Source organism: Ilumatobacter sp. (assembly GCF_046290335.1).
In the GTDB taxonomy this organism is placed as follows: Bacteria; Actinomycetota; Acidimicrobiia; order Acidimicrobiales; family Ilumatobacteraceae; genus Ilumatobacter_A.
Genome location: NZ_JBKAGH010000007.1, coordinates 79,640 through 94,112 on the forward strand (window position 1 = coordinate 79,640; position 14,473 = coordinate 94,112).

Annotated in this window: 12 protein-coding genes; 8 read left to right on the forward strand and 4 right to left on the reverse strand. The window is 67.5% G+C overall.

What is annotated here, in order from left to right; translation table 11 throughout:
• Positions 1 to 147 precede the first annotated feature (147 nt).
• On the reverse strand, positions 148 to 1,257 hold the full coding sequence (locus tag ACE37B_RS21055; RefSeq protein ID WP_409925313.1) for a DUF2817 domain-containing protein: 1,110 nt from the start codon (positions 1,255 to 1,257) through the stop codon (positions 148 to 150).
• A gap of 80 nt (positions 1,258 to 1,337) precedes the next feature.
• Between ACE37B_RS21055 and ACE37B_RS21060 the strand changes: the two genes are divergently transcribed.
• Together ACE37B_RS21060 and ACE37B_RS21065 are read left to right on the forward strand one after the other, a co-directional pair.
• Positions 1,338 to 1,919 (forward strand): RNA polymerase sigma factor, encoded by a 582-nt coding sequence (locus ACE37B_RS21060; protein ID WP_409925314.1) that lies wholly within the window; start codon positions 1,338 to 1,340, stop codon positions 1,917 to 1,919.
• 44 nt (positions 1,920 to 1,963) lie between these two features.
• On the forward strand, positions 1,964 to 3,103 hold the full coding sequence (locus tag ACE37B_RS21065) for a hypothetical protein (protein ID WP_409925315.1): 1,140 nt from the start codon (positions 1,964 to 1,966) through the stop codon (positions 3,101 to 3,103).
• A 113-nt stretch (positions 3,104 to 3,216) separates the two neighbouring features.
• Here ACE37B_RS21065 and ACE37B_RS21070 read toward each other — a convergent pair whose 3' ends face one another.
• Positions 3,217 to 4,176, reverse strand: coding sequence for an isopenicillin N synthase family dioxygenase (locus tag ACE37B_RS21070; protein ID WP_409925316.1), 960 nt, complete (start codon positions 4,174 to 4,176; stop codon positions 3,217 to 3,219).
• Between the two features lie 117 nt (positions 4,177 to 4,293).
• Between ACE37B_RS21070 and ACE37B_RS21075 the strand changes: the two genes are divergently transcribed.
• The gene (locus tag ACE37B_RS21075) at positions 4,294 to 4,872 is read left to right on the forward strand and encodes a TlpA family protein disulfide reductase (protein ID WP_409925317.1); all 579 of its coding nucleotides are present in this window, start codon (positions 4,294 to 4,296) and stop codon (positions 4,870 to 4,872) included.
• A gap of 26 nt (positions 4,873 to 4,898) precedes the next feature.
• Here ACE37B_RS21075 and ACE37B_RS21080 read toward each other — a convergent pair whose 3' ends face one another.
• Complete coding sequence (locus tag ACE37B_RS21080; protein ID WP_409925318.1) at positions 4,899 to 5,546, reverse strand: zf-HC2 domain-containing protein; 648 nt, start codon at positions 5,544 to 5,546, stop codon at positions 4,899 to 4,901.
• 56 nt (positions 5,547 to 5,602) lie between these two features.
• Here ACE37B_RS21080 and ACE37B_RS21085 point away from each other — a divergent pair, with 56 nt between their 5' ends.
• The 5 genes from ACE37B_RS21085 (at position 5,603) to ACE37B_RS21105 (ending at position 9,104) form a co-directional block, all read left to right on the forward strand.
• Positions 5,603 to 6,229: a sigma-70 family RNA polymerase sigma factor gene (locus ACE37B_RS21085; RefSeq protein ID WP_409925319.1), complete on the forward strand. Its 627-nt coding sequence runs from the start codon at positions 5,603 to 5,605 to the stop codon at positions 6,227 to 6,229.
• Positions 6,226 to 6,867 (forward strand): SCO family protein, encoded by a 642-nt coding sequence (locus ACE37B_RS21090; protein ID WP_409925320.1) that lies wholly within the window; start codon positions 6,226 to 6,228, stop codon positions 6,865 to 6,867. Before ACE37B_RS21085 ends, ACE37B_RS21090 begins: the two co-directional genes overlap by 4 nt.
• 89 nt (positions 6,868 to 6,956) lie before the next feature.
• Positions 6,957 to 7,421, forward strand: a complete 465-nt coding sequence (locus ACE37B_RS21095) for a hypothetical protein (RefSeq protein ID WP_409925321.1) — start codon at positions 6,957 to 6,959, stop codon at positions 7,419 to 7,421.
• A 5-nt stretch (positions 7,422 to 7,426) separates the two neighbouring features.
• Positions 7,427 to 8,437, forward strand: a complete 1,011-nt coding sequence (locus ACE37B_RS21100; protein ID WP_409925322.1) for a hypothetical protein — start codon at positions 7,427 to 7,429, stop codon at positions 8,435 to 8,437.
• 13 nt (positions 8,438 to 8,450) lie between these two features.
• Entirely contained in the window at positions 8,451 to 9,104 is a 654-nt protein-coding gene (locus ACE37B_RS21105; protein WP_409925323.1) for a copper chaperone PCu(A)C, read from the forward strand.
• 44 nt (positions 9,105 to 9,148) lie between these two features.
• Here ACE37B_RS21105 and ACE37B_RS21110 read toward each other — a convergent pair whose 3' ends face one another.
• Positions 9,149 to 14,329, reverse strand: a complete 5,181-nt coding sequence (locus ACE37B_RS21110; protein ID WP_409925324.1) for an ExeM/NucH family extracellular endonuclease — start codon at positions 14,327 to 14,329, stop codon at positions 9,149 to 9,151.
• Between the last annotated feature and the right edge of the window lie 144 nt (positions 14,330 to 14,473).

Sequence of the window (14,473 nt, forward strand, 5' to 3'; positions counted from 1 at the left end):
GACGTCGTGACGAGCGGCAACGAGCGCCGTCGTCGACGACGACACCGTGCACTGCGGTCACGACACTAGTCAATTCTTTCAAGAAGTTTTCAAGTGTCGACGGCGATCGGCCATGAGCTGGCGCGATTGCGTCCGGCGACGCGTTCGTCAACCGCGCAACGCGGTCGACGCCGCTGAGGCGACGTCGTCGAAACGCTCGATCAGCGCTGTCAGCCAGGCGGGATCGTCGTCGGCGAAGGCGGCGCGAACCTGGGCGCGAATCGCCGTCGATGCATCTCCTGTCGGGTCACCGTGGGCGTGCAGCCATGCATCGGCGCGCAGCGCCTGGAGCACCGTGATCACGTCGACGGTGCCGAACTCGAGCGCCGCCGCGGTGACCTCGGCCGTCGGCACCCAGCCGTCGACGGCCGCCAGCCAGTCGCCGATGAGCGACGCCGACACGCTCTCGCCGTCGCGCATCGAACGCACGTCACCCCACCAGACTGCCCCACGCTCGTAACCGGGATCGCCGATCGACTCGTGGGAGATCAACTCGCCGTGCCCCCACGGGCCGAGCCCGGTGTGCAGATCGACGAGGCCCAGTCGGCTCGCCGACCCGACGAGTTCGGGCAGGTGCTGCTCCAACCAGCGATGCGACCACACCGGCCCGGTCCCTCCGTAGAACACCCCGGTCGGATGTGAATACTGACCGCTACTCACCATCTCTTGCAGCCGCTCGAGCCCGACCTCCGCGGCGACGTCCAGCAAGGCGCCAGTGGTCGACGCTTGTGTCTCCTCGTCCCAACTCGCCGGCACCAGCAGGTCGGCGATACGGGCGTAGCCGTCGTTGGTCGGTGGGTTCGTCCAATCGACGAAGTTCCGGTTCAGGTCGACGTTGTCCTCGTTGACCCGACGGACCCACGAGAACCCGACCGGGTTCAGCGCGTGCACGACCACGACGCGGACCCCCGCCGGCCGCTGCGAGCTGCGCTCCTCGAGCCACCACGACTGCAGCGCCGAGCCCGCGTACCCCTCCACCCCATGCGTTCCCGACACGATCACGAGTACGGCGTCGTCGTCGATGTCACCCAGCACGGCGACGTCGATCGCCAGTTCTTCGCCCTCGCGGCCGAGGTCGGGATGAGGAAACGACGTGAGCTCGGCGCCCGCCGTCGCCGCTGCGGCGAGGAATCGAGCACGAGCATCGGCATACGTCGAATCGAGTCGTCGACGCGTGGCGCCAGGGTCGCAAGCGGCGGGATCGTCCGGAGCACTCATGTGACGATGATTTCAGACCGACGACGATCCGCGACGATCCTGGTAGCCGGCCCCGAGATTTGGCAGAGTATGGCGTGCCCTTGACCGGACCAGCCGCCGCCAGGCTGTACGACGATCACGTCGACGCCATCCATGCGATGGTGACGCGTCGAGTCGGCCCGGCGCGCGGGGCGTCGGTGACCGCCGAAGTCTTCGAACACGCCATCCGTTCGTGGGATCGATTCGACGACACGCAGCGGACCGAGCGGTCGTTCCTGCTGGGCCTCGCCACCGTGGTGCTCCGCCGCCACAACGACGACGAACGCCAGCACCTGCTCGCCCTTCGCCCAGCCGACCGATCGAGCGGCATCAACCGCGACCCGCTCGTCTCGGTACGCGGACCGGACGGGCGCCTCGTCGATCAGAGCGCACCGCCGTACGACCAGCCGGCTGACGACGTGACGCTCACGATGCAGGCGGTCGTCGATCTCGACCCCGACGACCGCGACATCCTCCTGCTGTCGCTGTGGGAAGGCTGCCAGCACGCAGCGGTCGCCGAAGCGCTCGATCTGCCCGTCGGCACCGTTCGATCCAGCCTCACGCGCATCCGACGCGATCTGAAGAAGGCGGTCACGGCGGCAAGATCGGGCCCGCCTGGCGACACTCGAGGCGCGGCCTCGTGAACCCGGCCGACATCGTCGAGTCGGTTCGGCCCAGCGTCGACCCGATGCCCCTCATCGAACGACGCATGATCCGCGAGCGGCTGTTCGGCGCCGGGCACGGCGACGTCTCGCGAAGCATCTCGGCCCGTTCTGCGAGCGGCGCGGTCGTGTCGACCGCGCCGCGCGGGATGCGAGCGATGGCGGTCCCACCCTCGCCGCGCACCGGGTCGCTCCCGAAGGTCGTCGCTGGCTTGCTGCTGTTCGCCGCGCTCGGAGCGCTCGGGTGGGCCTTCCTCTCGGGCAACGATTCCGAGGAACAGACCGTGACCACGTCGACGCTCGTACCGACCAGCGTCGCGGCCACCACGACCGCCGCCCCGACCACGGTGGCGTCGACCGAGCGGACCGGGGTGAACGAGACCTTCCCACTGGTGCTGCCACGCGAGGCATTGGCGGTCGACACGGTGAACATCGGAGCACCAGCGCCGGGCAGTAGCGCTGCGCTCTTGCGAGCACCCGACGGCACGACCGTCTGGGTCGCCGAAGTCGACGGTGACCCAGCCAACACCGACGGGCTCACGGTGCAGCAGGTGGGTGCGATCGGCGTCGGCACTGCCAGCGACATCGGGGAAGGCGACCCGGCGTCGTACCAACTCCAGGTGCCATGCGGCTTCGTGATCCTGAACGACGCTCCCGGCCAGGCCCTCTACCGACCCGCGATCCAACAGCTCTTCCAGTCGATGTCGATCGATGCCTTGGCGACCATCGACATCTCGCTGCCGCCAGGGTGGAGCGTGGTCGACATCGGCACCAGCCTCAACTCGTTCACCGCTCAGTTCCAGGTGCCTCGGTTCGCCGACACGGTCCCGGTGATCCTCTCGCAGATCCCAGGCGGGTCACTCGCACAGCTGACCTTCGGTGGGCGGCAGTTGCAGGCGACCACGTTCCTCGGTGGCGACGCGTTCGTCGACAGCCAGCCGCTCGACCCCGACCTGACGAGCATCTATTGGCGTGACGCCGACACCGTGTTCAACGTGCGCAGCGAGGCACTCGACTTCGCTGCGCTCGAGGACTTCGTGGCGTCGCTCGAAGCCGTCGAGGCCTCGGCGTGGGAGACCCGCTTCGATCAGATCGCGCCAGCCGCTCCGGCACTCGAGAGTTCGTGCACGCCACAGCCTGCCTTCGGCCAAACACTCGACCCCTGAGCCGCTCTCGACGTTGCGAAAGGTCATGGTGCGAGGTCATGGTGCCAGGCACGATGACCTCGCACCACGCCCTCCTCACCGCACGCTCGACGAGGAGCCGACGTGCGGGTCGATCAGCTGGTCGTCACTGCGTAGTCGGTGATCTGCGCGTCGTCGACGCCGAGATCGGTGTAGTTGTCGTCGGTACGAGCCCGCATGTACTCGCGCCACACGAACGGCGAGTACCGGGGGCTTCCCTCGGCGAGTTCGGGGATCGGCTCGATCACCGCAGGACGAGACGGGTTGTAGAAGTACGGGATACTCATCCGATCGACCTCGGTCATCGGTAACACTCGGTGGACCGCGGCGCGGTACCGGTCGTTGGTCCACACCTGCATGGCATCGGCGAGGTTGACCACCACGGTCCCTCGTCGCGGCGCGACGTCGACCCAGTTGCCGTCGGCTTCTTGAGCCTGCAACCCGCCCGTCAGGTCTTGGAGTAGCAGCGTGAGCACACCGGGATCGGTGTGATGGCCGAGTGCAGTCTCGCCCAGTTCGCGCAACCCGCCGCGCTCCTCCTCCGGCACCGGATCACCCACTGGGTAGTGGTTGAGCCGAACCGAACTCGTCGTGCGGTCGCCGCGGTAGTTCGCTGCGACGTCATCGGTCAGGCCGAGCGAGCGGTGCACGAGCGAGACCGTTCGCTGCGCCAGGTCGCTGAATGCGTCGTAGAACGCAACCATCGTCGGGCGGAACTCGTCGACGTCATCCGGCCAGCGGTTGAACGCATCGACGGTGGCGAACGACGGGTCGGTGAAGTCGAACACCTGCTTGTGATCGCGGCGCCGTTTGGTGAGCTCACGATCGAACCAGCCGAGTGGGTTCTCGTCGTTGCGTCGCACGGCGAGACGCACCGCTCGGTCGGCGGTGAAGAACCTTCGAGCCGCAGCCCACGTCGCGTCGATCACCTCGTCGAGGCCGTGTCCCGTCAGCAGAAAGAAGCCGTGATTGCTACAGGCGCGGTCGAGCGCGTCGAACTCGGTCGCCGACGGATCGGAGATGTCGATGGTCGGCACGAGGTCGTCGATGGCCATGTGACGATTCTCGCAGACCCGGTACCGGGGTGTGACGTCCCGGTCCAACGACCCAGCGTTAGGGTCTCAAGTCCCTGGTCAGCGTCGACGAACGCCCCGAGACTGCACCGAACGCCCATGTCCCCGCATCCCACCACGTCGAATCGCCGAACCCCTCGCCGCCGAACCCCTCGCCGCCGAACCCCTCGCCGCCGAACCCGTCGCCGCCCCGCTGCCATCGTCGCGCTCGGCGTGACGGTCGCGCTCGGATTGTCGGCGTGCAGCGGCGGAGGATCCGACGATGGCAGCGAACTGCCAGCCGTCGATCTGCTCGACGCCGACGGCAACGTCGTGCCGACGCGTTCGCTGGTGGGTGAGCCCCTGGTCGTGAACTTCTGGTATTCGACCTGCCCGCCGTGCACGAAAGAGCTTCGCGAGTTCGCCGCCGTGCACGAGGATCTCGGCGAATCGGTCCGCTTCGTCGGCGTGAATCCGCTCGACGAGGGGCCCGCCATGGTCGCGTTCGCCGCCGAGCGGGGGGTCACCTACGAACTGCTCCGTGACGAACTCGCCGAGCTGCAGACCGAGCTCGAGATCACGGCGTTCCCGGTGACGCTGTTCGTCCAGTCCGACGGCACGATCCTGCGCCGGAGCGGCGTCCTCGACGAGGACGGTCTGCGTTCCGAGATCGACCTACTCCTCGAGGCCGAGGCATGACCCCGTCGAAGCGAGCCGGGTCGACGTCAGCGTCGCAGCGTGTGCAGGCGGTCGCGCACGCGCATCGTCTGCAGGCCGCGCCATCCGTTCCAGCCGGGCGAGCCGGCGATCATCCACACCAGGAACAGGCCGACGACTTCGGTGATGTGGACCGATTCGGCGAGTGCGCTTCGTCCGCCGTCAAGGACGTCGGCGGTCGCGCTGACCAGCATCGTCGCGATCAACGCCGAGGCGAACGGCAGGAGTCCGAACGCTCGCTGCGGCTTCCATGCCACGTACGCGAAGCCGACGGCGAGAGCGACTCCGAATGCTCCGAGGTGCCGAGCGAGATGCACGTCGGCCCCTTCGACTCGACCGAGGACGAGCGCAGCGCTGTTCTGCACGAGGATCACCAGCGACACCCAGGCGAGCGCCGGACGCAGCCAACCGCCACGGCCCAGCGTCGCCGGACGCACTCGATCGGTCACCGTCGCCACCAGATTCGGCACGGGCTCCGCCGGGCGGAGCCGAACCTGCCGATGCAGGTGACGCATCCGGCGTTGCAACAGCACGCAGTCGGCACAGTCATCGAGATGCGTCTCGAGCAGCGCCTGTTCGCTGGCACTCGTCTCGCCGTCGGTCTCGGCCGACATCAGTTCGAGCGCATGGTCACAGGAGAGAGCGTCGTGGCGCATGACGGTCAGGTCGTCGCCCACCCGTCGCCGGTTCCCGGAGGTGAGCGATGAGCGCGATGCAGAAGACGACCCAACTGCTGCTCGACGCGCAGGCGGGCGATCACGACGCTCTCGCCCGCTTCATCGGGGCAACGCAGGTCGAAGTGTGGAACCTCTGCCGATACCTCGGCGACGCGCGCGACGCCGACGATCTCGCCCAAGAGACTTTCGAGCGGGCGATCTCGTCGCTCCATCGGTTCCGTGCCGACGGTTCGGCGCGTTCGTGGATCCTGTCGATCGCCCGCCACGTCTGCGCCGACCACGTCCGGCGCTCGCAGCGGCGCCGCCGACGCGACGACCGCTACCTCCAGTCGACGATGGCCGGTGGTGGCGTCGGCGCGGTCGTGGCCCCCGACGACTCGGGTCGCACCGACCTCGACCTCCTGCTCGCTGCGTTGAGCGACGATCGACGTGTGGCGTTCGTCTACACCCAGGTGCTCGGCATGTCGTACGAAGACGCCGCCGAAGCACTCGATTGCCCGATCGGCACGATCCGTTCGCGGGTTGCCCGCGCTCGACTCGACCTCGTCCAGATGACCCAGGCCGGCCGTGACACCGGCCGTGACACCGGCAGAGAGACCGGCCGTGACACGGTCGCGTCGATGGGAACCAACGAGCGCCCGGAAGCGACCGGAACGTCATGAGGTTCGCACTGCTCTCACGCGCCACCGGATCGACCGCGCGCCGATTGGTCGGTCTCGCGACCGCGACGGCGTTGCTGGCGACGGCGTGCGGAGGCGGCGACGAGCAGGCTGGCGTGCTCTCGGGTGTCGTCCGCGATCCGCTGCCGACGATGAGCAGCGAGACGCTGCCGTCACTGAGCGAACCCGGTGAGCAGGTCGCGTTCCGCGCCGACCCGGGCGAGCTCCAGGTCATCTACTTCGGCTTCACGAACTGCCCCGACGTCTGCCCGACCACGATGGCCGATCTGACCGTGGCGTTGCGCAAGCTCGGCGACGACGCCGACAAGGTCGATGTCGTGATGGTCGGCATCGATCCGGACCGAGACCTCGACGTGCTCGATCGATATGTCACGAGCTTCGTCCCGGATGCGACCGCAGCGGGCACGAGCGACGAAGAACTCCTGCGAACGATTGCCGAGCCGTTCGGCGCCAACTGGGAAGTACGAACCCTCGACGACGGCACCATCGAAGTCGATCACTCCCCGTTTCTGTACGCCGTCAACGACGCCGGCGAGCTCGTCATCTCGTGGCAGTTCGGCGCGACGTCCGACGACATGAGCAGCGACATGTCGATCCTGCTCGACCGGTACCAGGCGTGACGATGTTCGCGATTGATTCATTTTCCGAGGTCGTCGAACACCTCGATCGACCTGCACACTGAACCGCACACCGAACGAAGAGGCCCACGATGTCCGACCTGCTCACTCCTGCGTCCACCTCGACCACCTCGACCACCTCGACCACCTCGACCACCTCGACCATGTCGTCCCGACATCGATACCGCTTCGTCGGCGCATTGTTCGCGTTCGGGTTGCTCGCTGGCGCCTGCAGCGCGGATGGCAACCAGGCTCGTCCGGGATTTTCCGAGACCGGCAGCGACGCCGTCGCCAGCTACGAGTTCACGATTCCGGTCGGCGCCGGACTCGCGCTCGATGCGGGCACACCCTTGTCGATCCTGCCCGGCGAACTCGAAGTACGCGTCGGCGAGACGATCAAGATCGTCAACGAAGATGACCGCGGCCACAACGTCGGCCCGTGGTTCGTCGGTGCCGGTGAGACGCTGCGCCAGGAGTTCACTTCGCAAGGCGAGTTCGAGGGCAGCTGCACCGTGCATCCGTCGGGTCAGCTGATCCTGCGCGTGCTCGACGCTTGACCGACATGGCGATACTTCGGCGGTTCGGTCTCGCAGCATTCGTCTCGATCGTCGCGACACTCGGTGTCGGGGAGACCGCGTTCGCCGATCCGGCCGGGCCGACCGACTACGAGTCGGAGATCCTGTCGATCGAGCCGGAGACCGAGTCGATCGAGGTCGCCATCCTCGGCGGCGACTCGTTCGTCCAGCTGATCGCGTCGCCTGGAACCGAGGTGCTCGTCGACGGCTACCGAGCCGAGCCGTATCTGTGGTTCCGATCCGACGGCACCGTCCTCGAGAATCGGAACTCGCCGACCACCTACCTGAACGAGGAGCGTTACGGCAGCGACGAACCGCCGGCGTTTGCGACCGCCGATGCCGAACCCGACTGGGAGCAGGTCGCGAGCAACGGTCGATATGCCTGGCACGATCACCGCGCCCATTGGATGCAGCCGATCCGCCCTGCCGGCAAAGGGCCGGGCGATCGCATCGTCGAAGCGGTCATCCCGATCGTCGTCGACGGTGGCGACGTGTCGATCACGGTCGCCAGCACGTGGTTGCCTGAGCCGTCGCCCGTGCCGTTGGGCATCGGGATCACCGCCGGTCTCGCTGCGGCAACGGTCGGTGGATGGTTGGCGATGCGCCGCTCGCGTTGGACGACGGTCACCGTGCCGCTCGCCGTCGTGGCCGCCGGCGTCGGCATCGTGCAGTTCCGATCGTTGCCGAGCGAGACCGACCCGCGGCTCGTGTGGTGGGCGCTCCCCGTCATCGCTGCGGTGGCCGCCGCCGTCGCTGTGTCGCTGTGGGCACGCGACCGTTTCATCGCCTCGGCGGCCGCCCTCATCGCCGGCGTGCAGCTCGCGATCTGGGGTTGGATCAAGCGGGACGGCTGGACGGCGGCAATCATCCCCACCGATGCGCCCGGATGGCTCGACCGGGCGACCGTCGCCGCCGCGATCGTCGGCGGCACCGCGATCACCGCGATCGCGTTGTGGCAACTGTTCTTCCCACCTCGGGAACCGAACCAGGCCGGCTGACGACCCGCTTTCCGTGAACACAACATCAACGACCACGACTCGTCGCGCCGTCGCGCTCCTCTGTGCCATCGGTATCTCGCTGACCGCCTGCGGCTCGGACCACGACGGACACGACGACGGCTCCGAGGCGCCCGCCGCGACGGGCGAGATCACGATCGACGATCCGTGGTCGCGTCAGCCCGCCGACGGACAGACGAACTCGGCCGTGTACGGCGTGCTGACCAACGGCACCGACGAGACGATCACGGCCGTCGCCGCCGCGACCGACGTGACCGAGACCGTGGAGCTCCACGAGGTCGTCATGAACGACGACGGCACGATGACGATGCAGGAGAAGGCTGGCGGCTACGAGATCGCCCCGGGCGAATCGCTCACGTTCGAGCCCGGCGGCCCGCACATCATGGTGCTCGGGATCGACCCCGCCGCCTATCCCGACATGGTCGACGTCGACCTCGAGTTCGACAATGGCGAGGTCCTCACCTTCACTGCCGAGGTTCGCTCGCTCAACATGGACATGGACGACATGGACATGGACATGGACATGGACATGGACATGGACATGGACATGGACCATTCTGAGATGGACATGGATTCCGAGATGGACATGGATTCCGAGATGGACATGGATTCCGAGATGGACATGGATTCGGAGATGGAGGACGAGTAGTCCCCCATCTCGCTCGCACGCTCGGGCGCGGCGGAGTGCGCCGGTTAGATCGCCGTCCAGAGACGCCCGATCCGGCGTCCATCCACGGCAGCGGCGAACGTCTCGTCCCCGAGCGTCAGCTCGAAGTCGAGCATGGTCTCGGCGATGCCGAACGATCTCGGCAGCGAGATCGCCAGCGTGAACGTCGAGGTCCGCAGGTCGAACGACGCATAGCCGGACAGGTTCAGCGAGTAGCAGCGGTTCCAGATCCGCACGAAACGCCGATCGGCGACCTGTTGGCCCTCGATCGACAGCCCGAGCCTCGGGCATGACGAGAACGTCGCATCGACGCTGCCCTGGACGATCGCCGTGCCGCCCCCGCGTCGACCGAGCACGATGAGTGCTCGGTCGATGTCGAGGTCGCCGACGTCGACGACATCGCCACCAACGGTGATCCGGCCGAGCCCACCTTCGGGATAGGCGTCGGCCGTGACCTTGCCCACTCCGATGAAGTAGTTCGCGAGCGACTGCTGGTACGTCACCGGCAGGTTCACGAACTCACCGTCGGCGAGGTTGAACGGGAAGTCGTCACCGTTGCCGATCGTGAAGGAGTTGGTGGCCAGGTCGACGCTCGGCGCTCCGGGCACGATCACACCGTTGCGCACGACGACGATGTCGTTGCTCGGATCGTCGTCGTTGAGCGTGAGCGTGAGCTGTCGAACTCGCTGGCCCGGTGTGGTGATCGTGACGACGCCGTCGGCGTCGCGAGACACCTGCTGCGCCGGTTGTGTCGGGTCGTACACCAACTCCATGCCGGAGAGCTGCGCGAAGCGGCCTTCGGCGGCGAGCGTGCCACCGGTGGTCAGGTTCGCCGACACACCCCGCTCGAGGAGTGCCTTGAGCGTCTCGGGGTTGACGTCGACGACGGCGCTGACGAAGTTCGAGAACGGCGCGATCTGGAACGTGTCGAACGTGGTCACGTCACCGTTCGGCCCGAGCACGACGTCGTTGCGTATGCCGCCGGCGTTGGTCAGCGCCACGGTGGGCCGAGTGCTGCCGAAGCCGACAGCGCCATCCTCGGCTGTGACCCGAAGTGCATCCGCGAAGAATGAACCGAGGTTGGTCTCCTGCGTTCGGACGTTGCCGCGCACGCCGTCGAGGGCTGGCTCGGTCGTCGCGATCACGTCGCCCTGCAGACCGGCCACGTAGGCGGCAACCGGTGCCTCGACGTTGGCGAGGATGAACGGGTCGGGCTCGACGGCGTCGTCGTAGACGACATCGGGATCGAACACGTTGCGGACCGGACCGGAGCGATCGTCGATGGCGACGACGTTGCCGTCGACGTCGATGTCGACGATGAGCCGACCGACGTACCCGTAGGAGCCCTGCGTCGTCACGATCGGGACCTCGGCACCGTCCGCCGCTGTCTGGATGATCGGGTACGGAGCGAAGATCGGCCCCGATCCCGGAAGGAGCGGGTCGTCGGCGTTGGCCAGCAATTCGTCACCGCCACCGGCAACCGCGATGTCGAGGCCGGACAGTTCCGCGATCAGTGCCTGGTCCTCCGCGATGTTCTGCAGGTGGGAGATGAGGATCACGATGTCGGTGCCGTCGGCGGTGGCCGCGTCGATCGCATCCTGGACGGCGGCTCCGACGTCGGGATCGAGGACCACGTCGGGACCCGGCGACGAGATCGACGGCAGGCGCGGTGTCGTCGCGCCGACGATCGCGACACGTTGGCCGCCCGCGTCGACCGTCGTCCATTCGACGAGGGTCCCGGCGGCGCCCGGTGCGGTGTCGACGAACTGCGCCAACGCTGCGTCCCCGGTCACGTCGAGGTTCGACGACACGAAGCGGATGTTGGACGTGTCGAACTCGCTCAGGAAATAGCCGAGCGTCTGCGGACCGAAGTCGAATTCGTGGTTACCGATCGCCGATGCGTCGTAGCCGATCCGGTCGAGCGCGATCGCGTCGTAGAACGGGCCATCGTTCGTGTAATCGGTGTCGCCGTCGTCGTTGTCGAGCGACGCCTGCAGCTGCGGTCCGGCGAGGAAGTTGTCACCCGACGACACGAGCAAGCTGTCGGCGTTGCCCGGCTCGACGGCCGCTTCGGCACGCAACTGGTCGACGAGGGTGGCGAACCGGGCGATCCCGCCGACCGGAGCGGCGGGCAGCAGCGCCGACTCGCCGTCGTTGTTGTGCAGCAGCGTGAGTCGCAATGGCTGATCGACCGGTTCCGCGTCGAGGTCGAGCCCGACGATCACCGGATCGTGATCCGACGAGCGGAACGGATCCGGTGCGTAGATCGCGTCCTGCGCCGGCAGCTTGAACGTCGTGTCGTAGTCGAGCAGGTCCGGCTCGTCGGCGTTGACGTGCCAGACGGTGGTGCCGGTCACCTGGCCGAGCAGCGCCGAGTTCGCCAGCGCGTGATCGAGGTAGCCGAACTGGCCGTCGAACACGTACGAGTAGGCGGCTTCGCCCCCGAACTGGGCGACGAGGTCGGCGTAGTCGTCACCGGTTCCGACCGTGTCGTCGTCACCCGCGATGATCGCGTCGATCGGCGTCTCGGTGTCGTAGGCGTTGAGATCGCCGATGATCAGCACGTCGGCATCGCCGCTGCCGGTCGGGTCGCTCGCCAACCAGTCGACGAGCGCTTCGGCGGCGGCGGTACGCACGCCGTTGCAGTTGCCCGACCCGTCGCCGGTGTCGGGATCGCCGACGTCGACGCAGGCTGAACCCTTGGACTTGAGGTGGTTGACCGCAACGGTGACGGTGCCACCGGTCGCGGCATCGGCGAACGTCTGGGCGAGTGCCGGGCGGTTCTTCGAGTCGAGGAAGCGGGCGTCGACAGATCCGTCGAGCACGGCGAAGTCACCGACCGGGGTCACCGAGGCGGGCTGATAGATGAAGGCGACCTTGATCGCATCGGTCCCGATGGCACCGGTGTCGATCGAGGCGTACGTGCCAGGTCCGTTGACGGCGTTGAGCGAGTCGACGAGGTCGATCACGGCGTCGTCGGTGGGATTGTTCTCGATCTCGATCAGCCCGACGACGTCGGCGTCGATCGCCGAGATCGCCGCAACGATCTTGTCGCGCTGTCGAACCAGTTCTTCCGCGGTGTCGGCGCCGCGGCATTCGAACGTGCCCGACGGGCCGCAGATGTCGTTGACGCCGTCGTCGAGCGTCGTGAAGTAGTTGAGCACGTTGAACGAGGCGACGGTGATGTCACCGCCGACGGCGTCGGGCGCAGCCTGGCGGGGGTTCTGTTGCGTGTACGTGCCGTACGTGGTCGGCTGGAGCCGGAAGAGTCCGAAGGTGTCTTCGATCACGCCGGTGATGCCGGCGATCGTGTCGCCGCCGCGGAACAGGTTGGTGAGATCGAACGCACCGCCGTTGCCGGGGTGGATCGCCGGGTCGGGGTTCTGGACGCTTCGAGCGTCGTCGATCGTGATCCGGTCGAGCAGGTTCGCTTCCGCAGCCGCGATCGCGGCGGGCCCGGGTTCGAACTCTGCGGTCGGCGTGAGCAAGCGCTCGCTCGACAGCACCACTTCACCGAAACGGTCGAAGTTGAAGTACTCCGAGATCGTGAGCGCCTGCGGCAGCGTGACGAGCATGCCCTCGACCGCTTCGAGTGCATCGGGGCCTGCGAGCGGGAGGGTGACCGGGGTCGGCTCGATGGTGATGGGCGCGTCGTCGCATGCTGCGATGGCCGACGGCGCGATCTCGGTGAGCGACGAGGCCCCACCGCTGGTCGTGAACTCACCGACCGTGCCCGCGACGCGAACGGTCGTCCCGACCGCAAGGCCGGCCGGGAGCGTGCCGCCGAAGACGGAGATGCCCTCGGACGTGGCGGGGTCGCCGTCGGAGTCGGCTGGCTCATCTTGGACCGTGATGCGCCCGAGGCCGGGCAGGATGCTGGTGACGACGCCCTCGACGACGACCGAGGCGCCCACGAGCGGCGACGTGCCGCCCGCGCCCTGGATCGTCGAGATCAGCGTGAGCACGGCACCGTCGGTGCACGCCAGCGGCGGCACCACGATCTCGCAGGTGTTCGCCGCGCCGGGCGTCGGCACGAACGTCGCGTAGGTGCTCGTCTCGAGCGCAGCACCAGACCCATCCGGGCAGCGCTGCATCGACTCGGTGGTCGCTGCGCCGTTCGCGTTCTCGTTCACCTGCGGCTGACCCGGAGCGAGCAGAGCGAGGAGTTCGGCATCGTCGGCGTCATCGGTGTCGTGGACGATGGCGTCGAGCAGCCCGACGGTCGTGATCGCCGTACCGTTCGGGAAGTCGACGGCATCACCGTCGTACAGCGCGATCGCGTCGGCACCGTTCTGGATGAAGTTGGTGTCGGGGCCGTCGTCGAGATCGCAGTTGGCGACCGTCACGGCGTTGGCGCAGACGACCGCGTAGCCGTCGGCGTTCGTCGAGATCCCGTCGAGGTCGATCGCGTCGTAGGAGAGGTCGTTGCTGCCGTTGAAGAAGACCAACGTCAGACCGGACAGGTCGGTGTTGCCGACGCCACCGTCGGTCAGCTCGACGAACTCAGCGCTGTCGGTGCCGGGCTGGTCGGCGTCGACTTCGTTGATCAGGATCGTCGGCGGTCCGGCTGGAGCGCAGTCGATGGTGTGTGTTCCGAGTCCGTCGAAGGTGTCTTGGGCGAGCACCTGCCATTCGGTCGATGCGTCGAACGCGTCGCTCGGGTCGGTGTCGCCCGAGCACACGGTCGGCAGTCGGCGCAGCGTGTCGTTCGTGCTACCACCGGGCCATTCCGAACCGGGGTCGACCCCGACCTGTCCGAAGGAGTCGACGACGAGGTCACCGCCGACACCGTCGGATTTGGCGAGCACGATCGCGTCGTCGCCGTTCCAGTTGATCGCCCCACCGTTGGTCACGTCGGCGACCGCGAGGATCGCCGCACTCGCCTGCGGGTTGGCGGCGACGAAGGTGCCGCCCGGCGCGATGGTGCCGCTCAACGACAGCGTCGAGTTCGCGGCGGCGTTGCCGTTGCTGAACAGCTGGACCTCGTAGCCAGCGGCCGCCAGATCGACGGGCGCTCCGGTGCCGTTGTAGAGCTCGATCGCCTTGTTGAACGACGACCCCTCGACGTACTCCGAGATGATCAGGTCGGCCGGCGCAGCTGCGGCGACCGGCGACGCGGCTGGCACGGCCACCGAGGTCAGCGCGGTGGCGCCGAGGAGCCAAGCCAAGCCGAGTGCAACCCGGCGTGTGTGCGATCTTGCGGTCACGATCTCTCCTCCGTCGTCACGACCTCCAGCGTGGAGGCCGAATCGGTGTGAATCCGTCCGCTCCGGAAAGTAGAGCACATATTCGAACGCCGTGCCGCCGCGACGTGAACGCACCATTTCGATTCGGCGAACGCTTCGGTGGTG